Annotated in this window: 22 protein-coding genes; 7 read left to right on the top strand and 15 right to left on the bottom strand. The window is 44.5% G+C overall.

What is annotated here, in order from left to right; all coding sequences use genetic code 11:
* Window position 1 precedes the first annotated feature (1 nt).
* From J2T16_RS05250 to mnhG, 5 genes are read left to right on the top strand one after another with little or no spacing between them, the layout of a single operon-like run.
* Window positions 2–340, top strand: coding sequence for a Na(+)/H(+) antiporter subunit C (locus J2T16_RS05250; protein WP_090920602.1), 339 nt, complete (start codon window positions 2–4; stop codon window positions 338–340).
* Window positions 333–1811 carry a Na+/H+ antiporter subunit D gene (locus J2T16_RS05255; RefSeq protein WP_499017913.1) on the top strand — a complete coding sequence of 493 codons (1479 nt, stop codon included), beginning with the start codon at window positions 333–335 and terminating at the stop codon, window positions 1809–1811. Before J2T16_RS05250 ends, J2T16_RS05255 begins: the two co-directional genes overlap by 8 nt.
* A gap of 6 nt (window positions 1812–1817) precedes the next feature.
* Window positions 1818–2294 carry a Na+/H+ antiporter subunit E gene (locus tag J2T16_RS05260; RefSeq protein WP_090920607.1) on the top strand — a complete coding sequence of 159 codons (477 nt, stop codon included), beginning with the start codon at window positions 1818–1820 and terminating at the stop codon, window positions 2292–2294.
* Entirely contained in the window at window positions 2294–2578 is a 285-nt protein-coding gene (locus J2T16_RS05265) for a Na(+)/H(+) antiporter subunit F1 (protein WP_090920611.1), read from the top strand. Before J2T16_RS05260 ends, J2T16_RS05265 begins: the two co-directional genes overlap by 1 nt.
* Window positions 2562–2954 carry a monovalent cation/H(+) antiporter subunit G gene (gene mnhG / locus J2T16_RS05270; protein WP_145330250.1) on the top strand — a complete coding sequence of 131 codons (393 nt, stop codon included), beginning with the start codon at window positions 2562–2564 and terminating at the stop codon, window positions 2952–2954. Before J2T16_RS05265 ends, mnhG begins: the two co-directional genes overlap by 17 nt.
* A 336-nt stretch (window positions 2955–3290) precedes the next feature.
* Here mnhG and J2T16_RS05275 read toward each other — a convergent pair whose 3' ends face one another.
* The 12 genes from J2T16_RS05275 to J2T16_RS05330 form a co-directional block, all read right to left on the bottom strand.
* A complete protein-coding gene (locus tag J2T16_RS05275) occupies window positions 3291–4463 on the bottom strand; it encodes a rhamnogalacturonan acetylesterase (RefSeq protein WP_499018188.1) in 1173 nt (390 codons plus the stop codon).
* A gap of 85 nt (window positions 4464–4548) precedes the next feature.
* Complete coding sequence (locus J2T16_RS05280) at window positions 4549–5568, bottom strand: alpha/beta hydrolase family protein (RefSeq protein WP_429351075.1); 1020 nt, start codon at window positions 5566–5568, stop codon at window positions 4549–4551.
* 188 nt (window positions 5569–5756) lie between these two features.
* Window positions 5757–6440, bottom strand: a complete 684-nt coding sequence (locus J2T16_RS05285; RefSeq protein WP_499017914.1) for a hypothetical protein — start codon at window positions 6438–6440, stop codon at window positions 5757–5759.
* 107 nt (window positions 6441–6547) lie between these two features.
* Window positions 6548–7468, bottom strand: a complete 921-nt coding sequence (locus J2T16_RS05290; RefSeq protein ID WP_429351074.1) for an ABC transporter ATP-binding protein — start codon at window positions 7466–7468, stop codon at window positions 6548–6550.
* Between the two features lie 25 nt (window positions 7469–7493).
* Window positions 7494–9194 carry an ABC transporter ATP-binding protein gene (locus J2T16_RS05295; RefSeq protein WP_499017915.1) on the bottom strand — a complete coding sequence of 567 codons (1701 nt, stop codon included), beginning with the start codon at window positions 9192–9194 and terminating at the stop codon, window positions 7494–7496.
* Window positions 9194–9355: a hypothetical protein gene (locus J2T16_RS05300; RefSeq protein WP_161556888.1), complete on the bottom strand. Its 162-nt coding sequence runs from the start codon at window positions 9353–9355 to the stop codon at window positions 9194–9196. The genes J2T16_RS05295 and J2T16_RS05300 overlap by 1 nt, the downstream gene beginning before the upstream one ends.
* Window positions 9352–10530 carry a radical SAM protein gene (locus J2T16_RS05305; RefSeq protein ID WP_499017917.1) on the bottom strand — a complete coding sequence of 393 codons (1179 nt, stop codon included), beginning with the start codon at window positions 10528–10530 and terminating at the stop codon, window positions 9352–9354. The genes J2T16_RS05300 and J2T16_RS05305 overlap by 4 nt, the downstream gene beginning before the upstream one ends.
* A 108-nt stretch (window positions 10531–10638) precedes the next feature.
* Window positions 10639–12171 carry a radical SAM protein gene (locus J2T16_RS05310; protein ID WP_499017918.1) on the bottom strand — a complete coding sequence of 511 codons (1533 nt, stop codon included), beginning with the start codon at window positions 12169–12171 and terminating at the stop codon, window positions 10639–10641.
* 33 nt (window positions 12172–12204) lie between these two features.
* Window positions 12205–12390 (bottom strand): hypothetical protein, encoded by a 186-nt coding sequence (locus J2T16_RS05315; RefSeq protein WP_123063756.1) that lies wholly within the window; start codon window positions 12388–12390, stop codon window positions 12205–12207.
* Between the two features lie 58 nt (window positions 12391–12448).
* Window positions 12449–12634: a hypothetical protein gene (locus J2T16_RS05320; protein ID WP_123063757.1), complete on the bottom strand. Its 186-nt coding sequence runs from the start codon at window positions 12632–12634 to the stop codon at window positions 12449–12451.
* 390 nt (window positions 12635–13024) lie between these two features.
* Window positions 13025–15178 carry an MMPL family transporter gene (locus J2T16_RS05325; RefSeq protein WP_499017920.1) on the bottom strand — a complete coding sequence of 718 codons (2154 nt, stop codon included), beginning with the start codon at window positions 15176–15178 and terminating at the stop codon, window positions 13025–13027.
* Between the two features lie 180 nt (window positions 15179–15358).
* Window positions 15359–15979, bottom strand: a complete 621-nt coding sequence (locus J2T16_RS05330; protein WP_123063759.1) for a flavin reductase family protein — start codon at window positions 15977–15979, stop codon at window positions 15359–15361.
* 254 nt (window positions 15980–16233) lie between these two features.
* Here J2T16_RS05330 and J2T16_RS05335 point away from each other — a divergent pair, with 254 nt between their 5' ends.
* On the top strand, window positions 16234–16866 hold the full coding sequence (locus J2T16_RS05335; protein ID WP_123063760.1) for a hypothetical protein: 633 nt from the start codon (window positions 16234–16236) through the stop codon (window positions 16864–16866).
* A 74-nt stretch (window positions 16867–16940) separates the two neighbouring features.
* Here the strand turns inward: J2T16_RS05335 and J2T16_RS05340 are convergent, their stop codons facing one another.
* Entirely contained in the window at window positions 16941–18176 is a 1236-nt protein-coding gene (locus J2T16_RS05340; protein WP_123063761.1) for a multidrug effflux MFS transporter, read from the bottom strand.
* Between the two features lie 45 nt (window positions 18177–18221).
* On the bottom strand, window positions 18222–18968 hold the full coding sequence (locus J2T16_RS05345; protein WP_123063813.1) for a GTP pyrophosphokinase: 747 nt from the start codon (window positions 18966–18968) through the stop codon (window positions 18222–18224).
* A gap of 232 nt (window positions 18969–19200) precedes the next feature.
* Here J2T16_RS05345 and J2T16_RS05350 point away from each other — a divergent pair, with 232 nt between their 5' ends.
* On the top strand, window positions 19201–19926 hold the full coding sequence (locus J2T16_RS05350; RefSeq protein ID WP_499017921.1) for a YoaK family protein: 726 nt from the start codon (window positions 19201–19203) through the stop codon (window positions 19924–19926).
* A 57-nt stretch (window positions 19927–19983) separates the two neighbouring features.
* Here the strand turns inward: J2T16_RS05350 and J2T16_RS05355 are convergent, their stop codons facing one another.
* The gene (locus J2T16_RS05355) at window positions 19984–20883 is read right to left on the bottom strand and encodes a LysR family transcriptional regulator (protein ID WP_499017923.1); all 900 of its coding nucleotides are present in this window, start codon (window positions 20881–20883) and stop codon (window positions 19984–19986) included.
* Window positions 20884–20996 lie beyond the last annotated feature (113 nt).

A 20996-nucleotide genomic window follows, 5' to 3' on the forward strand; every position in this document is an offset into this window, starting at 1 on the left:
TATGGAAATTTTGATGTGTGTGGCCGTTGGCATTTTGTTTGCGGTTGCCGTCTTTCTAATCTTGTCACGGAGCCTGCTCCGTATCGTACTAGGCATGTCGATTCTGACACATGGAGTGCACCTGTTGTTAATTACGATGTCACGTCTCAAGACGGGGGCTCCTCCACTACTGGGAGAAATGGCGGAGAAATACGTTGATCCGCTCCCTCAAGCGTTGATTTTAACGTCCATTGTCATCAATTTTGGTCTGACAGCCTTCTTTTTTGTCCTTTCTTACCGTTCTTATCTGAAGCTGAGAACGGATGACATGGAAGAAGTAAGGGGGCGTCCATATGAATAATCTTGTGGTTCTGCCTATCCTGCTTCCACTGGTCACGGGCGTGATCACTCTGTTGTTCTTCCGTAAAATCAATATACAACGTTTCTTTAGCGTGATTGGTCTGTTAGCCACTGCAACGGTCTCAACCATACTCATCACACGTGTTGCCCAATCTGGCGTATTGACACTCAATATGGGTGGCTGGAAAGCACCTTATGGAATCGTAATTGTTGCCGATATGGTCGCAGCGTTGCTGGTTGTTGCTGCTTCCATCATTGCGCTGGCTTGCCTGCTCTATGCTTTTCGAAGCATCAACAAGGAGCGGGAGCAACATCACTTCTATCCGTTCTTTCATTTTTTGATTGCGGGCGTGAATGCATCGTTTCTAACCGGGGATCTGTTCAATTTGTTTGTCAGCTTTGAATTGATGCTGATCTCTTCTTACGCTCTCATTGTACTCGGAGGCACGGAAAGACAGCTGCGTGAAACGATTAAATATGTACTGATCAATATCGTGTCTTCTGCCTTATTTGTCGCTTCGATCGGCTTTCTGTATTCCATCACCGGTACGCTGAATATGGCTGATTTGTCGGTACGCATTGCTGAAGTGGGACAGAGCGGAGTAGTCACACTGATTGCAGTTCTTTTCTTGATCGTATTCAGCATTAAGGCGGGCTTGTTCCTGTTCTTCTGGTTGTCCGGCTCTTATGCAGCTCCGCCCGCCGTCGTTACCGCGTTATTCGCCGGTTTGCTCACCAAGGTTGGCCTGTATGCCATTGTGCGGACATTTACGTTGATCTTCTATCATGATCCAGACTTCTTTAATGCTCTGATCGGCTGGATGGCTGGTGCCACAATGATTTTGGGTGTGATTGGAGCGATCTCCTACCGTGATGTGAACAAAATTTTGATCTATAATGTCGTCGCTGGCGTAGGTTTCGTCGCGTTTGGTATGGCTGCTGCCAGCCGTAGTGCTCTGGAAGGATTACTGTTCTATATGCTGCATGACATGTTGATCAAAACACTGCTTTTCCTGCTCGGCGGTGCTCTCATTGCTGTTGCGGGAACTTCCAGGCTTGATAACATGGGTGGACTAATCCAACGTTATCCCGTGCTGGGATGGATGTTTTTCATCAGTGCGCTTGCGCTTGCGGGTCTGCCTCCGTTCAGTGGATTCCCGGGAAAATTGATGCTGTTTGAGGGCGGCTTCGAAGCCGGATTATACGGTTTAACTGGTGTTGCTGTTCTCTCTAGTCTACTCATGCTGTATTCGGTACTCCGCATTTTCATTCAGGCGTTCTGGGGTGAGCCTCCTGCAGGCATGGCAAGACGTCCCTATGCAGTGAACGGACTGCTGATTCCTGCCGGAATTCTGTTTGCTTTTATCATCGTCATGGGTCTGGGGGCTGAAGGTATGTTTCAGCTCACGTCTCGCGCAGGTGATATTCTGCTACATCCCAACATTTATATTGATGCCGTATTGAAGGAGTAGATGTCTATGGCCTTTCAAATTGTACTCAATCTCATCATTGCCTTTGTCTGGATGTTTTTGAATAATGCCTGGAATGGCGTTGGTTTTCTCATTGGATATATGCTTGGATTGCTCCTCATCGGAGGCATGCGACGTTTCTTCCCGCAACGCTTCTACATCGTTCGAGTCTGGGCTATCTTCAAATTGATCGGATTGCTGTTCAAAGAACTCGTTCGAGCAAGCATTGAGGTCATTCGAGAGATTATCAAACCACGACTAGACATTCGACCAGGCATTTTCACCTATCGCACACAGTTATCTTCGGATTGGGAAGTGACACTGCTGTGTCTGCTGATCTCATTGACGCCAGGTTCACTGCCGCTTGAAATCTCGGGGAATCAGCGTAAGCTTTTCATCCATGCACTGGATATCAAAGATGAAGAGAAACTGCGAAACGATATTCAGAATACGTTTGAAAAAGCAATCATGGAGGTGACACGTTAATGTTATCCTCACTACTGTTTATCTCACTGCTCATTCTATCTCTAGCGATTCTGGCCTGTTTGTATCGTGTTCTTCGCGGCCCGTCCATGGCTGACCGAATTACGGCTCTTGATACGATCGGTATCAATGTCATTGCCATCGTAGCTGTACTCTCCATGATGCTGAAGACACAGGCTTATCTGGACATCATTTTGCTGATCGGCATTCTGGCTTTTCTAAGCACAGTCGCATTTGCACGTTATATTGAACGAGGGGCGGTGTTTAAAAATGAAGGAGATCGTTAGTGGCACCGCTGAAACGGGAATTGGGTTACTGGTGTTGCTTGGGGCCCTCCTTAGTGCACTCAGTGCCTTCGGACTTCTTCGTCTGCCTGATGTATATTTGAGAGCCCACGCTGCCACCAAAAGCATGACACTAGGCGTGTTTTGTGTACTCAGCGGTGCATTTTTCTTCTTTTGGTATTTTGACAACTATATCAGTGCTCGCCTACTGCTCGGCATATTGTTTGTTTTCATCACTGCGCCTGTTGCGGGGCACCTGAACGGCCGTGCGGCCTACCGCACCGATGTACCTCTCTGGGAGCAAAGTGTGCAAGACGAACTTGAACCGTTGTTAAAAGGAAAAAAGATGAATCACGAAGCAAAGGATATGATGGAGTAGCTTATATAGAGGCTAAATTAAGAGGTTTACACTGGACACTCCGATGACAGAATAACCTTCCGATCGCTGTTATCTCCGGATTTTTTTTATTCCCTTTTCCAAAGGGGAAAATCCGGTGATAAAGGCGAGCGCTTCGCTTCTTCAGGTTTTTTCTGTCCTCTCCGTTAATGTGTAAAAAAATAATTCAACTTATATAGTGGCGAATAATAAATAATAAAAATCCCCCAGAGGATGGGTCGCTTCGTTAGCGGCTCTCCTCGGGGGATTTCTTATACAATCTAATTTAGTGTTTATACTACAATACAGATCTAGTGTATCTATTAGCTGCTTATTTAATCAGAAACCATTTAGGCCTTGGCGTTTCAGATCCGCAGCCACGATTCGAGCAAGCTGTGATGCCCCTTGCCGATTCGGATGCAAGCTATCGCCATTCATGTACAGAGCAAGCGTAGCTGCCGGCCCAATCGAAGTGAAGTATGCGGAGCTGAGCTTGTTCAGATCCACGAGTGTTACTCCCTCTTCCTGTGCCAGTGCACGCGTAGATGCGTTATACCAACGGTTCTCGGCTTGATGCACATTGGCCGAATTAAAGTCTGTTGCCCGCCCTTGAGGTGTCGAGAGAATAACGGTTGCGCCTTTGTTTTTCGCCTGACGAACCATATCACGCATGATTTCTTTGAACTGGGCCTCAGTTGTATTGTTCTTGGCGTTTGTATCATTAATTCCGAGCTGTAGAATAAAATAGTCACCCGGTTTGATATACTTCAGAATCGCTTCCATCTGACCATCATCACGGAACCCTCTGGCAATCTGCCCGCTTGTCGCCATGTTACGAACCTGGAAAGTTGTATTGTTTACATAGGTAGGAAACAACTGCCCCCAGCCCCCCTGTACGCTGCTACCAAGCGGATAATAGTTGCACACCGTTGAATCTCCACCAATATAGATCGTGCGATTCGTGACAGGCTGGTTGGACAGTTTCCGAATTTCAAGGGCACTTAACGTAAAAGCAGTACCCGCCTTCCCTTCCGTTACCAGCAGATTCAACTGTCCGTCTGTCACTGGAATCTGGAATTGATCGGTTGCACCGTTGCCCGTCATATTCATGATCTGATAGACCCCTTCGGCTGCCACACTAGCTCTGGCGGTGTTACCCAAAGTCACTTTGACCTCATACAGACCATTCGGCAGGTCAACATTGAACGTATTATCACTTTTCGTACCAAATTTCAGAAATTGAACGGCATCACTTGCAACACCACTACCGGATGCGGAAACATTTTTCATATTAGCCGGAGTGTTGAAACCATAACCCCTTGCAGCTGTATAAGCCGTCGAGGCAGACACTCCAGTATATCCGTTCGTTACTGCTCCTGCACCGAAATCGAATTTGTAATGATCCGATGCAGCCTCGGCCACCTCAACTCTGTCAGTCCCTAACCCAACCGCGATCATACTTGTAGCAAGTACAGTACATAACATCATTCGTAAAGAAGTTGACCATTTCATCATATAATCCATGCTCCTCTCGAATTAAAATGATACCGTTTGTACCCATCCGAATGCAGATCATGATGAAATTTTACAATGACAATTACAATACCTGTTCAAGCCAATCATAAGCTTTTGCACCACTAATCTCATGTCCACCGTCAAAATAATCTGCATCCAGTGCTTGTTCTGCTCCAGCATGCTTGTAAATCATTTTCAAACGTTCGTGAGCCTCCCGTGCCGAATGAAGTGGAAATACAAGATCTTCACTTCCGATCTCCAGAAATAGAGGCCGCGGAGCAATCAGACCGATGATATCCGGTAGCTCTGCTTCCTGCAGAATACCCGGAATGTAGTTGTCAAGGCAATGATTGCGGTCCAGAATGCTGCCATGAAACGTACTTGCGTAACCACTAACCACGACCGCTTTGCATCGTTCATCCATTGCGGCTGTAAAGGCTGTAACCAGCCCCCCGCCGGAAATGCCCATGCTTCCGATCCGCTCTGAATCAACTTCAGGTCGGGTGGATAAATAATCCAACACACGCGTTGATTCATAAACCCGATGTCCTGCAAGTGTCTGGCCTACCATAAGCAGATGTGCAGCGATTTTCGTACAGGAACTTGCGCCCGGCGGTGCCTCTCGATCCTCATCCAGTCTTCTGTCCCCAAACCCAAGCAGTTCTGGAGCAGCCACAACGTACCCACGCTTCACAAGCGCAACAGCAAAATCTTTGTGTAATCCAGGCTCCCCTGCCCGCGGCGAACCATCCGGTTCCATTCCGCAGATCTCCCGGCTCCCGTAGCCGTGTCCATGACAAGCAACAATAGCTGGCCTCTTCACATCGGTAGCGCTTACATCTTCGGGGGTTAAAAGATAAATTGGCATCCGTAACCCCGTGTAGGTTGTGATCTCAATCCGTTCCCGGATGTAACCATCACATGATGTACGTTCCAGCACAACGGGTTGTAGTTCGGCAGCTTCCGCCGGAAATCCGCCAAGTCGCTCCTGAACTCTGTCTCGCAATTGCCTAGACCATGCTGTAAAATCCTGATCTGCATCGTAAACGGAGTGCCCGCGAAGACTGGTTTGTTGGTACAAGTAGTTATCAATATCCTGCATGAGCTTTGTGTCCCTCCTGCTTGTCGTGGGTTACATTCCAATGGTTGACTTGTTTTCTCATATTCTTATCCATTATAGAACTAAAAGTAAAAATAAGGAATCTCTTATGCATATAAAAAAATGAATTCCCATTTTTGATCAGATGAGAATTCATTTTATTAAACTCAAAAAATAACATTAATCATCGTCTAGACGATTTTTTCAACCTTAAATAACCTCATCAGAAACTGTGACACGAACGCTGCCACGATACAGATCATTCCACTGTAAGCAACATAACGAAAATCCAGAAAGCTGAAATCCATCCGAAGATAGTTAACCGCTGGAAATGCTGCGACAATACCCACCAGAATGAATATTCTGAAAATTTTCAGCACGGCTTCACTTCCATTTGTTGCCCAAACAATAGCATTGGCCATATACAAAAAAGCAGCTATACACAAAATAATGGTCAGACCCGAAGAGAAAAGACTCGTCGTCCACACCGATCTAAACCCAAGCAGAGTAAAGATAAACCAGATTAGAACACCATTAATGATAGCCATAGCTACAACACGGATTAGAGCAAATAACCATACTGCCAGCATGATTTTACCGGGTTTTGAAACCACCGCAAGCAGGAAACTCAAGTTCTTTTCAGCTTTCTCTTTTGTGAAAAACTGGAGAACGTGAGGAATACCGACATACAATGCAAATACCAATGCAGAAGACAGGAGACCAACAGCAATCAATGAATTGGTAAACATGACACGATGTTCCCGGGTCTCATTCAACTTGTGCAACAGTGGAACAAGACCATCGATCGTCAAACCCAGACTTGCTTCCAACTCCCCCAGTTGACTGATCGTAAACACAAAAAAAATTCCAAACATCAATACTTGCATGGTCAAAGACCTTTTCCAATTGAGGGTTTGTACATCTTTTCTTAATAACGGCAGCAAGTACAGCCTCTCCCTTCCCCAAAAAGATTACTTTAACGTTAGTTTTGTACAGCTGCTTGTTTGGTTGTTCTGTAGAAGTCCTCTAATGAGCTTTTTTCCTTAAAAAATTCCTGAATTTCTATGCCATGCTGCATTAAAACTTGCAACGGCTGTTTAATAACCTCCGATTCAACCATGAATGTCACAGACTGCTCAGTATGATTCACCACCGTAATTCCTTCAATATCCTGAAGAATACTCACCACCAATTGTGAGTTGTCACAGGTAACAATGTAACGTTCGCTGATTCCAGTGATAGTCTGAAGTGCTTGATCTGCTACAATTCGGCCTTGGTGTATCATAATAACCTGATCTGCGATCTTCTCTAAATCAAACAAATCATGAGAACTGATGAGAATCGAAGTGCCCCGATCGGAACAGATTTCGCTGAGTTTGTCTCTTAAAAAAATTTTGGAGTCTGGATCAAGGCCGTTAAAGGGCTCGTCTAGAATAAGCAACTCAGGCTCGTGTACTAATTCACGTATAATCATAAGTTTTTGTTTCATACCTTTGGAAAAACGTCCGACCTTTAAAGAAGTCTTTAATTCGAAATGTTGTACAAGTCTGTTGTAGCGTTCTGCAATTTTATCTTTTTCCATTCCGCGCAGGCTCGCAAAAAAAAGGACGTTCTCCCAGGCCGACATTTCACTATACAGCCCTCCCTCGTCAAACACGATACCAAATCGGTTCCTGTTCTTCTGACTCATGTTATACGCCGGCTCGCCAAAAATGGTACATCCCCCTGTTGTAGGAGGGTAAAGTCCTGTAATGCAGCGAATCGTTGACGTTTTGCCCGCTCCGTTCTCCCCGATCAAAGCGCAGATTTGCCCGGAGTGCGTAGTGATGTCAATATTTTTGAGTACATGGCTTCCCTGTAGGTTCAGATTTAATCCACGTGTTTCAATAATCTGAGATCCCATAATTTCCCCCCTCTAAGGATGATCACTAACGGTCTTCATTTTTCATATAAAACTGCTGCCCACCATCTTCTCTGGATGATTCACCAAGATTTAAAGGTTTGCCTAAATAGAACAAATCGGGATCATGGGAGATGACAACCAGAATCTTATAGAACGCTTCATTCTCTATCATTTGAATAACTCTGCTCTTCATGACAGCATCCATGTTCGCTGTTGGTTCATCTAAAATCACCATTTCTTTATTTGCGAGCACCGTTCTTAAAAAAGCAATCATTTGTCTCTGACCACCTGAAAGGTTAGCTCCTCCGTGGGCGATTTCCGTATCCAATTCATTTGGAAAATCGGAGATAAATGGTTGAAGCTGATACTTCTCCAGCAATGCTCTCAGATGAACTAGTTGTTCCGGCTGAGCATTCGGAAGTATGTTGTCCAGAATCGTACCCTGAAACAAATAGGTCTTCTGTGATATGTAGGAAACTCTTCTGCGCAGATCAGATAGCTTAAGACATGATATATCCATGCCATTATAAAGGATCGTTCCCTTATTCACAGGGTAAAGACCTAGAAGCAATTTAACAAAGGTGGTTTTGCCCGAGCCATTGGCTCCATTCAAAATAACGATATCACCTGTAAACAGGTTGACATTAAGCTGATCCAGCACAGATCGCTTTTCAATTCCGGAAATATACGCATAGGAGATATTATGGATGTTAACCGAATGAATAGGTTCGGAGAGAACCATCCGTCTTCCAAACTCCTCATCCTTATTATCCATATACTCCCTTACTCTATCAATACTAACCATTATAGGATTTATAGTTACTCCAAAGGTAGCCACAGCCTGGACATTTCCCAGTACTTTTGCAAGGTAACCTGTGAAAGATACATATTCACCTAAAGTTAGCGTTTTCCCCAAAATCATGATTCCGGAGAACAGTAATACTATAGCTCCGGATAAGGAACTGAGAAGTGAAGAACTTTCCATGTATCCGTTAATGTTTCTGTTCTGTTTCAGAATCGCAGTAATGACCTGATCCGTTTTGGTATAAATCCGTGATATGTAGCGCTGCTTGGCCCCCTGAACTTTAATTTCCTCAATTCCGTTAAGGGTCTCAAACATAACTCCCGCCATCTCAGCTGAGCTTTCACTGACTTTTCTTGTGCTATCACTCATCCGTCGACTGTACCAGACAGTAACAACAACATATAGAGGAATAATGGCCAGAACAATAAGCGATAGCTTCCAATGGATTCGCACGAGCAAAATAACCGAGATCACACCGTCCAATACCCCAATGAGAATGTTAATTACAGATGGAGAAAAAAGACTCCCTATACTTCCACTCTCTGAAATCCTTGACATCAGATAACCTTTATCATGTTTGTCGATGAACTCCATAGGCATATCTACCGTATGTCCAATCATCTTCATTCGAAGCACATTCGAAGCACGAGTTCCCGCCTTGACAATATAGTATTTACCTATAAGAGAGAGAACGTATCTTATGACATGAAGACAGATAATAATGATGACCTGTTGATAGAGAAAATGCGTAGTTCCCTGTGGTGAAGAAAGATTATCGATAATTTTGCCTGTAATAAGCGGAATTGGCATTGCAATTAGGGATACCATTGCCAAAGCTCCAAAAGAGAGTACCAGAAGCAACCTGCTGCCCTCAAGATACGGCCTGAGGTACATAAGGTTGCTAAACATTTTTTTCATCATTAATTTTTGAACATGCCAATAATCATAAATGTTGCAATATACAGGACAAAAACGATGGCCAGAATCATGCTCATCCTGCTTTTGTTCTTGACCTTCCTGTTCAGAAAGACCGTCAGTATACCTATGGCCACAATACTTAAAACCATAATTATATTGTTCATACCAAGCTCTCCTTTAAAGCTTGTTTACAATACACCTTGGAGGATAATGATCCACCTGCACTACTCTCGATCGCCCGGCAATCCGAGCATGCATACCGCGAGCTACAGCTCCGGCAAGAATCTACTCTATCCAGCGTATACGTCCAATACTCCTGGTAGTCTCGTTGATCAGCAATCCGTTTGAAAGAGTCTTTCAACACATTCCCGATCGTTTCATTTCTCATCATGGGACACACCGATACATCGCCGTTTCGAAATACGGACAACTTGCCATTCAAACAAGGATGAAAGTCGACGTTATGAAAAAAACTGAGATCTGTAAAACAGCTTTGAGCGCCCTTGTCGCTAAATAAGAGCTCGTTATACACCGGGTCATCACCAATTTCATGAATAAAACTGAGCTGCATACCCAATGGATTGAAATGTTTATAGTAGTCTACAATCTCCTCTCGAAATATATAGTTCATTTTATTCAATACTACATTAAAATAGAAGGAAATTCCTGTTTTTTTCAATTTATTCATATTTTCGTAGAAATTTGAGAAGTCAGGATGATTTTCTATCATACGATTGGTTAAATCCTGATTATGGGAAGACGTATGGATAACCAAGCTGACACCAGATAACTCTTCCCAGTTCAGCTCTCCTGTGTCCATTAAATTCGTATAGATAAAGATGTTACTGTAACCGAGTTGACGCGCCTCAGCGAGGATTACCGAGAGAAGTTCCCACTTCAACAAAGGCTCTCCACCAATGATATGCAATGATCTGCATCCCATCTTATGGCTCTGCTGCAATACGATACGATAATCCTTCTCCTCCATAAGATTATCTTGACTAAACCCGCCATAACGTTTACACCCGGTCATTCGGTGCACCATACTATCCGTATTGCAAAAACTGCACTCCAGATTACATTCATCGTTAATGTTGAGATACAGATTAGATATTCTTACTCTATTCTTGGCAAAATCTCGAATGGATGGCGGAAGGCCAAAACGAACCTTTTCGATATAGGCGTTATGGGAATAGTAGCTGCCCATGCCTTGCTCTATAAGCTGAGAGAGCAGGATGTAATTTATGTTGTCTACCTCTTCGACAGGTACGCCCCTATTCAATTCAAGCAGCATTGATGCGTCTGCTGGTGATATCCTCAACATATTATTTTCACTCAAATCATATAATGAAGCTTGACGCTCCCCCTGTACAATGTAACAATGTGACCCGGTTTTAAAATACACATTAGACACCTCCATTTGTATGTCCCTTTGCTAGAAACGACCTCAGCATTTATCCATAACAAAACGAAACGAATCATACTTACGGTCGATACTGTCTTTATGTGCTGAAAAATCACGCATAGCATCTGGATTCTGCTCGAGAGTGCTGTATAAGATAGACAACTGTCTCTCAATATCCTTTCTTCGTGTAGTACAGATACCTTGTATATCGAAATTATCTCCTGAAGCGCAGCTGGCGTAACATAGTCCACAAATCGATTGATAGGGGCATTCTTTACATTGTGCTGTAAATTTTTCGCTCCACTTTTCAACGATTCGACTGATCGCGTTAATATCCAGACCTTCTTCACAGTTTCCAATCGGGAATTGATAACTTATCTTCTCACACATATGAAAGGTACCGTCCACGTCTACGAACATTCGACTCCCCGGGATACAGGCGTTACCAAGGATTGAAGAGTAGTTTCTGCCATATGGGTTAATGTTACGGTTATGGCTCACTTTAAGACTGGAGCCAAAGAGTCTCTCTTTGAAGAATAGCTCGGAAACCCGCTCCTCGTTATTTGGTGTACTGATTTCCTGAAGGTATTCATCGAGCAGCACAGACATACTCTCATGAACAGCTCCACTCTCACCTAATTCAGTATCCAAAATTTTGGATAGTCTTCCGCCCATCGATTTCAAGAGATGTTTTTCACGTACGAAAAAATCGTTCATCGCAACCATATCGGTTTCATTTTCATAACAGCTAAGTATCATCATAGGGAGAATCTGTTCCTTCCCCTGTCTCTTTATTTCTGCGAGCAACTTACGAATATTCCCATAGACAACATCAAACGTTCCCTGCTCATTTGCAAAAACTCTATTTTTATCATGCATTTCCTTCGAACCGTCTAAACTGACTGATATCATGACGTTATGCGTGACTAAAAATTCAATAATTCGATCTGTAAGTAATGTTCCGTTTGTCGTCATAGAAAACATGGTCTTGAAACCCGTTTGCTTTACATAGGCGACAACTTCTTGAATGAGATCAAATCTGAGCAGCGGTTCCCCGCCATAGAATGAAATAACAGGCTGTTTATCCGGAGCATACGCTCTCCATTCCTCAATATAATCGATATACTTTTGTACGCTTTTTAACGCAGTCTCTTTCTCCATACGTTTAAATGTATGTGTTCTCATTTCTTCATAATTTCCGGAGAAAATACAGTACTTACACCTCAAATTACAATTCTCCGTAAGTCCAAGGATCATCTGCGGATAAGGATAGGTCCTAAGCTCATCCAAAATCATATCTTGGCTCAGTTCCACCTCATGCAATTTGAAAAGATCCCACTTCTTCATGAGTTGCCTCAACGGTAAATCTGCTTTTTCATATATAAGTTCTCTGTCCAGTTTGTCGTGACTCTCAATCGTATGAGCCAGCTCTTCGCTTGCGGAAAGAACCATATTCGTCGCACCATCGAAAATGTATTTGTTTCCCTGCCTGGTTTCAAATACACCTATATTATTCATTATGCAACCCACCTTAACTTGGATTAAAAATGTACTAAAGAGGACATCCCGCACCACGTGTTCGGAATGCCCCCACCAACAGCTCAGAACTTAAAGTGCAGAGCTTGTCTTACTTGAAGTAATAGTTGTGGCTGTTGCGTTGACAGCGGTCGCACCTATGACATCGGAGATCGGCACAGGTCCATCTACTGCACATCCTGCAGCACAGCCTACTAGACATCCACCAAAGCAAGTTACGTTGCAGAGCCAGCCATTTGTACCAATTTGTTGATCCATATTTACTTCCTCCTAGATTTAATTAAATGGTTAAGATTTCAATTTATATACATTTACTCTATAATGCTGACTTGGTAGCTCCTGTAGAAACCGTTGTTGCTGTTGCATTAACTGCCGTTGCACCAATCACATCCGAGATCGGCACCGGTCCATCCACTGCACATCCTGCTGCACAACCCACCAAACAACCTCCGAAGCAAGTAACACTGCACAACCAACTGTTTGTACCAATTTGTTGATCCATGTTTTTTCCTCCTCATAAATTGTTTTTGGAAAAATTAAAGTATCCTACAAAAAACCAACCACAGCCTCCTTTTTTGAATAAAATTATATATATTGATCAAAAAATATTTAATACAACCAAATAATAGAATATTTACTATGAGAGTTATATAATATAAGTCACTTTCACTCTAAATTTGACAATTTTTTTCTTCTGAACGATATTATTGAGACTATACTTCAGTTGAATACAAAGTTTACTTTAAAAAGTGGGCGTTGATTTTAATAAAAAAAAGATACTCCCTCCCCTGATTCAGGCTTCGGAATATCCTTTATGTGTTGTCGTGAAATTTTCATATCCGTTTTATACTTACAAGCGATTTTCTTCAAATTTTCTTCTAAGCTTTTATTGTTATTGACCAGGCATCCACCAGTTCCATCTCCCCATCAATTTCATCAAGGACGGGACAAGCACAAGCCGAATGATTGTTACATCAATAAGCACGGCTGCCGTGATGCCGATGCCCAATTGCCTTACCCCTTCGACCTCGGCAAAAGCAAAAGGAACCGTTACCGCCAGCAAAATACCTGCTGCAGACGTAATTAAACGCCCTGTTGAAGCCAAGCCTTGTTGAACCGCTGTGTCACTGTCCCCTGTTTGTCTGTACACTTCCTGTATCCGGCTCAACATAAAAACACCGTAGTCCATCGATATGCCGAATACCAGCCCAGCAATAAATACCGGAATCATGATGGCGATTGATGATACTTCCATTCCCAGATGACCCTCGTTAAAGACCCATACAAGTATGCCAAACGAAGCGGCCAGACTAAGCAAGTTCATCAGAATCGCTTTTAGTGGTATTAGTAGAGAACGGAATGCCACTAGCAGCACCAGATAATTGCTTACCATGACAAATACCAGTACTTTGGGCAGTTGCTGGGCAATTTCATGCATAATCTCATCCTCATAAACTGCTTCACCACCATAACGAATCGGAATGGTCTCTGGCATAGCTGTTACATCATCTGTCCTTGTCTGCCGCAACCATTCTTTCATCTCATCTGAACCCGCTTCCCCGTATACACCAACCGTTAATCGGATAAAAGAATTCGAAACGTCTCCTTGGGAGTGGATACTCACCACTCTTTCATCCTGTTGAAGCTTGGTTACTTTGTGTTTGGCCGTCTCCCAGTGAGAGGCTGTTAACGGCTCCTCCTTTTTCCCGATGATAATATCAAGCCAAGAAATATGCTGCTGACCGAAATTTTGCTCGATCTGCTCAGATGCTTGACGGGACTCCATTCTGGCAGGTAAGGAAGAAGCATCGGGTACGGACAAATCCATCCTTGTAACGGGAAACACGCAACACAGCAATAGTGTCGTACCTACGAGTCCCATCCATACAGGACGTTTCATGACGATCGCTGACCAGCGGTGCCAGAAGCTGTGTTCAAGTGTGCTATCCTTTGTTTGTTGTCCTGTAACGCCGGATGTGCGTGTTATGCGAGCAAATACTCGGTCTGCACTTAGGCAAAGAATAGCAGGTAACAAGGTTACGTTTAACAACAACGCCAGCACAAGAACAATGGTAGCTCCAAGCGACACACTGAGAAACATAGGCAGCCTGATCCAGAGCAGACCCAGCAAACCCAGAAACACACATGCTGCTGAAAACAGCACGGCGCGGCCAGCTGTGCGTAATGTCTGTTGCAAAAGTTCACGTTGCATGTGGATGTTACGCTCGACGTTGGACTTGCCTCTATTTGCGTAACGCTGCTGTAGTTCCTCCCTGTATCTGCTTAAAATGATCAGTGCAAAATCAATACTGAGCGCCATTCCGACCATTGGAATCACGTTAATAATAAAGTTGGATAACTCCAGATAATGACCCAGCAAAGACGTTATGCCCATTGCCGTAATCACTGCACTGATCCCCATCATGACAGCAATACATGCCGCATACAGTCCTCTGAATGCAAAGCAAAGAATGATTAATGCGATCGGTATCCCTATGATCTCTGCTCGTTCTAAATCCTGAAAGCTCAGTCGATTTACATCCTCTTGCACAACGGTTTTCCCTGTAAGTTGCACGGTTCCAGGCAGATCAGCTTGCTTGTCCACTTCAAGAACCTCGCGTAATTGAGCTAGTGGATGCTTCATCCGGTGAGGCGGGATGTCCATGTGTACCAGAGCGTAAGCCTGATCATCACGCAGCATTCTTCCCTGTGTGTTCACATCAAAAGGGGAAACTACTGACGATATCGCTGGCAAGGTGCGGACTGCGGCAAGCCGTTCCTGAATCCACGTTCTGAAGGCGATCTCAGAAGTATTCGGATGTTTATTAAAAAGTAACACGACCGGATCAGGCGGGGAGCCAAATTCCTGCTCCAATATCAGTTCTACGGCCTGGGCTTGTCCCCGAGCCAGCTTTAACCCGTGATCCTGAACCATGTCAGGCAGCTTCCACGCCCAGGCGACTGACATCCCGATGATAACTACCCAGCAGATGATAATAAACCGCGGATATCGACTGATGAGAGTAGCCAAACTTCGATATCCCATACCCAGGCTCCTCTGCATATAAATTGGATTTTAATTATGATTAACACCATGAGATATGCTTGATGTAGTACAAGTCTATTCATGATCAAACATGATTATGTTCCTAATGAAATAAAGACAAATAGCCTCATGTATATGCTACATGGGGCTGTCTGTCCTCACTGTTCATTTCACAGCTGTTTATTCGGGTCGAATGACAGTGAATCGATCACCAAGTTTGGCATAATCATTACCTGCCAGACGGCTGACCGGTTTTAACTGATCCATCAAGATATAACCTTTATCCGCAAGATAGACCTTTTCGCTAAAATGATAATGCACAATGCGCACGAGAAGCAGGTCACTTACAGGCACGCCTGCATCATTCGAGATCGGAATATGCTGATACAGTTTGCACTCCATCCGAATCAAGGCTTCCTGAATTCCGGGTACAGCGACCACGGAACTGGGTACAGTTGTCAGACGAGTTCTTTCCAATTCACTTTCATGCGGTTCCAGTAAAGCCGCCGTTTCATTGACGTCTTCAATAATATTTTCGTCACAAATGTGCACAACCAGTTCATTATGTGCGAGGACATTGCGTGCCGTGTCCTTCATTACACCATTTTTACGTCCAACCGAGATGGATAACAGTGGCGGATCCGAGCTCACGACATTGAAAAAGCTAAACGGCGCTGCATTAATGATTCCATCATGATCTGAGAGCGTGGTCACAAAGGCAATCGGGCGGGGCACGATCGAACCGCTCATTAATTTATAATTATCTTTAGGCGTAAGTTCTTCCGGATTTAGTGAATACATATGTAAGTCCCCTCTCCTACTCGCATGCATGAGGCTGATCCTCATCTTCTTAATCCTCTACTTTCTTCATCGTTATTATATATGCATACTGTCCATAAAAACAAAAAAATACTTGTATAGACTTGCCGGCAATCATGAATGTCCCATCTTTACTGCTCATGTTTAGAAATACACACTTGTTAAACAATCACATCTAGGCGAATACCGTCATAGACTGTTTTCAGAATAAGATGACAGGAAGGATGTTCTGGAACATGAACCATGTTTATTCCCCTTATGCAGGTTATTATGATGGTCGTTATACAAGTTACGGAGAAGATCGTTCCATTCAATTCCCTCCACTCTTCCCGGGTGGAGGCAGTCTCCCTGGAGGGCAAACTCCGCCAGGCATTCCCGGAAGCCCAGGCTCCTATCCTCCTTTCGTTCCCGGTGTAGGTACCCCTCCGGGTCCCTATTTCCCTGGCGGCATGCCGGGTCCTGGTCCGGGTCCAGCTCCAGGTGTACCCGCACAGCTAGCTCAGGGAAATCTTCCTTCCTTGCTAAGTGCCTATCCTCGCCCGGTTGGTCAGCCGCCAGCGGAGATGTTATTTTTGTATAACCTTATCAAAAGCAGTCCTGGTCTACTGCCACTCTTCCTCCAGCAGCAACCGCAAAGCTTGACACAAGCCGTTCAATTTGCACAGACAGGTGCAGCCGCGCCACGCGATCAAGAGCAGCGTGTACTCCCTAACTTCTGTTATAACCGCTGGTCGCTCGTTTTTACGTATAATGATGTGTATTTAATGTGGCCTGCCATTAATCTGTTCGGCTTCGTTGTCGGCTATTTCTATCCATATCAAACACCAGGAATTCTGCTCAACACCCAAATATTATTCGCCCTTTGTTAGTGGCAGACAAACTGAAACGGCCCGCATTGGAAGACTATGCTTCCCTGCGGGCCGTTCCTGGTTATACCAAAGCACTATGGAGTTGTAGAAATGGTCTGTTTCGGTTTGCTTCTACCGATCATGACAAAATACAAGAACAATGCCCCCAGATCAGCACATGCAATCACAATTCCCATGGGTACAGCCGTATGTTCTCCTCCAAGACCAACAAGGGGAGCTACGAGTCCACCGAACAGAAAGGTCATAACACCAATCAACGCCGATGCACTTCCAGCAGCTTTCGCCTGATCCGCCATAGCCAGCGCGAACGATGCTGTATTAATCAACCCCACACTGGACACGACCATAAATAGGGGGATTAGAACTGAAATCAGCCCGCCTCCAGCAAGGATCGCAATAAGTAAAGAAGTTCCTCCGACAGCCGCCATAAGTAATCCGGCGATTAGCAGCCGTGTCTCCGATACCTTACCGGCAAGCCGACCTGCAATCTGGCTGGCAAAAATAATGCCTAATCCGTTAATGGCAAAACATATACTGAACATTTGAGGGGATACTCCGTATATTTTCTGAAGAACAAATGGTGATCCCGATATGTAAGCGAACATGCCTGCCATTGCGAAACCTTGTGTTAGAGCATAACCCATAAAACGGCGATTCCTCGCTATGCTGCCAAACGTCAGCAACGTCTGCTTAAGCCCCCCGCTCGATCTTTTTTGTGTCGGAAGCGTCTCCCCCAAACCAAAGATGACCGCGAAAAGCGCGAGCGCACCGATAAGACTTAGCAAAATAAAAACGCCTCGCCATGAAGTATACGTAAGGATTTGTCCACCTATAATTGGTGCTGCAATAGGTGCCACTCCATTAATAAGCATTAACAAAGAAAAGAACCGGGTTAGTTCTGGCCCCTCGTATACGTCCCTCACCACCGCTCGCGCGATGACGATCCCCGCCGCTCCGGCCAATCCTTGAATAAAACGTAACACAACAAACGAGCCCATCGTTGGGCTGACAAGGCATAATATCGACGTAATCGTATATAGCACAAGTCCTGCAATCAGCGGTATGCGGCGACCTCTCACATCGCTTAATGGTCCCGCAAGCAGCTGGCCCAGCGCAAGCCCAATCATACATGCTGTCAGGCTTAGCTGAGCGTACGAAGTGGACGAGCCGAATTCATCCGCCAGCGTTGGCAGGGCTGGCAGATACATATCCAGAGACAGCGGTCCGAAGGCGGATAGCGTCCCAAGAATTAGCGCCATTCTCACTCGCGGCGTAGCAGGGATGTGTAATGACGCAGGTTTACTTTTCATCCAAAACATTTCCTTTGCCTTCAGATTGTGCTCTAGTGCCCATTCTTAGTCCTCTCCGCCTCCAAGCAATCTTAGCAAGTTGTTCGGTAAGGTAAACTGCTGGTTATTAATAATAATGCGGCGTAGCTCCTCTTCATCCCGCTCGTTCTCGGCGTCTTTGATCTCCTGGATCTCACGGTGCAAGCGTTCCATTTGGTGATCCAATGCGTTGGCAGAATCCGCCGCATTCTTCAATTCTCTTGTCAAATGTTCCGGAACATCTTTGTTGTATTTATAAAAGATTTTATGTTCCAGACTCGCCCAGAAATCCATCGCGATCGTACGAATCTGAATTTCCACACAGGCACGTTCCTCACCATTGGACATATATACCGGAACTTCAACAAGCAGATGCAAACTCTGATACCCGTTCGGTTTCGGATTTTGGATGTAATCTTTCACTTCGAGAACACGCAAGTCACTTTGGTTGCAAAGCATATCCTTAATTCGATAAATATCAGAAATGAACGAACATGTAATACGCACACCGGCAATATCTTTAATATTCTCCTTGATGCTTTCAAACGTCAGCTCGTGATTTTTACGGAACATTTTATTCATAATGCTCTCGGGAGACTTCAATCTCGACTTGGTATGCTCAATCGGACTATAGTCATGAAGGGACTGGAACTCTTCTTTGAGCACTTCAATCTTAGTTTCCATCTGATCCAACGCAAATTTATAAATCATCATAAATCGTGTAATTTCGTATTTGAATTTCTTGAACTGGTCAATCGGATGCGGAGCATTCATCATCAGTTTCTTCCTTTCTTTTGACACCTCTATGATTTGATAACCAACATATATACGTTCGTACGAACGCTGGTCTTATGACATGTCTTCTATAACATTATAAAACATCTGACATGAATAAACGAATTTTAGAAATGTACGTGTGCCGCTTTGGTTCAGATTTCGTTTTGAAGAAGGCGGTACAATAGCTGTATACTGGAGAAGTTATGTTTGCTTGAAAGGACGGGAAAATATGAATCACAATCACCTCCAGAAATACGCCATGTTACTGCTCTGCATGTCCGCCGGTATGGTCGATGTCATCGGATATCTAGGGCTTGGACATGTACTCACAGCCAATATGACAGGAAATATTGTACTGCTAGGCATCGCGATTGCCCGTGCTCAGGAATTTGTCGTACTGCGTTCTTTGCTTGCCCTCATCGGGTTTATTGCGGGGAATGCAATCGCGGCACATATGCTTGGAAAGACCAAAACCATAAATGGCTGGTCCCCGCGTGTTACTGCCGTATTCTCCGTTGAAAGCATACTGCTTCTGCTGTTTGCACTCCTTATGATCAGTCCCTTTTCCGAGCCATTATCTTATCTGTTAATTGTACTGCTTGCGGTCGCCATGGGGATGCAAACAACGGCTGCCCGAAGAATTGGTATTGCGGGAATCTCTACAACGGTGCTCACCAATAATCTGGCAGCCGTGATTGAAGATGCTGTAAGCATCCTTCATCGGTTAAAACATGCCAATATCCGCTCCTTGCCCAAAGCACTGTCCACTGACGCCTACCTGCGAGCAGGTGCCGTTGTGATCTATCTCGGCGGGGTCATCGTCGCAGCATTGCTTTTCCATCATATGCCTCTAATAGCGGTCTGGATTCCTGTACTGGTCATCGCCGGTGTTACATTTCAAGCAAGATTCGCGTCTTGGGGGAAAGAGCTGGAGCTACATCGTAATCCTGAGTGAGAGGACATCTTGCGATTATGTGCTGCTGAAACACGTTCACAATATTGAACAATTTATTCAAGAATGCATGGCAAGTGCTTCTTGCCTGATCCATTGAACCAATTGTTTTGCCGCTGGCGACAACTGTTCTCCTGCCCGTGTACAGATGGCAATCGTATTCTGTAACTGTACGTTTTGTACATATACACGGGCAAGTTTGCCTTGATTAACGTCCTCTCTTACAACAAGGGATGAGATGAAATTGGCACCATATCCTGCCTTTACTGCACTAATCGTTTCGTTCAATCCGTTGAACTGAAGTGTTATTCGTGGAGAGGGCAGGTTATTGGTCGTACACAAGGCAGCCAGTCGTTCTCTTGTCGCACTGCCTTTCTCACGCATAATGAATGGCTCAGCCATCATTTCGTGCAATGTAATGTTTTGACCTGCATACGGATGATCCGGATGCACCACAAACCACATTTCATCCTCGAATAACTTATCCCAATGCACACCCGGATGACTGACTCCACTTCCTCCGTATATCGCAATCTCGGCTTCATAACGAAGCAACTGGTCAAAAGCCATCTGTGTATTGCTTGTGCTTACGACAAGCTCGACCTCCTCATGTGTCTGCTTAAACGTGGCAATCCAACGCGGCAGCAAAAAATTGGACGGCAGATAAGTCGCGGTAAGGCGAATCAGTCCTTTTTTCCCCTCCCTCATGTCCTCTACAAATTGTTCCACTTCCTGTTCCAGCATGAACAAACGCTCGGCATATTCCATTAATTGTTTTCCTGCATCTGTGAGTACAAGCTTTCGCCCTTCGGAACAGAACAGCCCTATGCCTAGTTCACGCTCAAACTTTTTTACCTGAGAAGATACCGCTGGTTGACTGATATTCAATTCTTCCGCAGCCCGGGTAACTCCGCCGTACCTCACAATGGCGTGAAACAGTCGTAATCCATGCAAGTTCATACATTTTCGCCTCTTCCTTGCTTACTGGAATATTGATCCAGAATTTTAACCATCATATTATATAACTTATTTATATATTAACATACAAAATATATATTTTATTTATACGTTAA

Origin of the sequence: Paenibacillus intestini, from assembly GCF_030803945.1 — a bacterium.
Classification (GTDB): Bacteria; Bacillota; Bacilli; order Paenibacillales; family Paenibacillaceae; genus Paenibacillus; species Paenibacillus polysaccharolyticus.

Bases quoted from the DNA above. Each gene is read 5' to 3' on its own strand.
- J2T16_RS05350 (WP_499017921.1), top strand. From the start codon at position 19,201: ATGAATCACAATCACCTCCAGAAATACGCCATGTTACTGCTCTGCATG.
- J2T16_RS05320 (WP_123063757.1), bottom strand. From the start codon at position 12,634: ATGGATCAACAAATTGGTACAAACAGTTGGTTGTGCAGTGTTACTTGC.
- J2T16_RS05285 (WP_499017914.1), bottom strand. From the start codon at position 6,440: ATGTTTGGAATTTTTTTTGTGTTTACGATCAGTCAACTGGGGGAGTTG.
- J2T16_RS05335 (WP_123063760.1), top strand. From the start codon at position 16,234: ATGAACCATGTTTATTCCCCTTATGCAGGTTATTATGATGGTCGTTAT.
- J2T16_RS05345 (WP_123063813.1), bottom strand. From the start codon at position 18,968: ATGAATGCTCCGCATCCGATTGACCAGTTCAAGAAATTCAAATACGAA.
- J2T16_RS05300 (WP_161556888.1), bottom strand. From the start codon at position 9,355: ATGAACAATATAATTATGGTTTTAAGTATTGTGGCCATAGGTATACTG.
- J2T16_RS05250 (WP_090920602.1), top strand. From the start codon at position 2: ATGGAAATTTTGATGTGTGTGGCCGTTGGCATTTTGTTTGCGGTTGCC.
- J2T16_RS05290 (WP_429351074.1), bottom strand. From the start codon at position 7,468: ATGGGATCTCAGATTATTGAAACACGTGGATTAAATCTGAACCTACAG.
- J2T16_RS05315 (WP_123063756.1), bottom strand. From the start codon at position 12,390: ATGGATCAACAAATTGGTACAAATGGCTGGCTCTGCAACGTAACTTGC.
- J2T16_RS05355 (WP_499017923.1), bottom strand. From the start codon at position 20,883: ATGAACTTGCATGGATTACGACTGTTTCACGCCATTGTGAGGTACGGC.
- J2T16_RS05260 (WP_090920607.1), top strand. From the start codon at position 1,818: ATGGCCTTTCAAATTGTACTCAATCTCATCATTGCCTTTGTCTGGATG.
- J2T16_RS05325 (WP_499017920.1), bottom strand. From the start codon at position 15,178: ATGGGATATCGAAGTTTGGCTACTCTCATCAGTCGATATCCGCGGTTT.
- mnhG (WP_145330250.1), top strand. From the start codon at position 2,562: ATGAAGGAGATCGTTAGTGGCACCGCTGAAACGGGAATTGGGTTACTG.
- J2T16_RS05265 (WP_090920611.1), top strand. From the start codon at position 2,294: ATGTTATCCTCACTACTGTTTATCTCACTGCTCATTCTATCTCTAGCG.
- J2T16_RS05255 (WP_499017913.1), top strand. From the start codon at position 333: ATGAATAATCTTGTGGTTCTGCCTATCCTGCTTCCACTGGTCACGGGC.
- J2T16_RS05275 (WP_499018188.1), bottom strand. From the start codon at position 4,463: ATGAAATGGTCAACTTCTTTACGAATGATGTTATGTACTGTACTTGCT.
- J2T16_RS05340 (WP_123063761.1), bottom strand. From the start codon at position 18,176: ATGAAAAGTAAACCTGCGTCATTACACATCCCTGCTACGCCGCGAGTG.
- J2T16_RS05295 (WP_499017915.1), bottom strand. From the start codon at position 9,194: ATGATGAAAAAAATGTTTAGCAACCTTATGTACCTCAGGCCGTATCTT.
- J2T16_RS05280 (WP_429351075.1), bottom strand. From the start codon at position 5,568: ATGCAGGATATTGATAACTACTTGTACCAACAAACCAGTCTTCGCGGG.
- J2T16_RS05330 (WP_123063759.1), bottom strand. From the start codon at position 15,979: ATGTATTCACTAAATCCGGAAGAACTTACGCCTAAAGATAATTATAAA.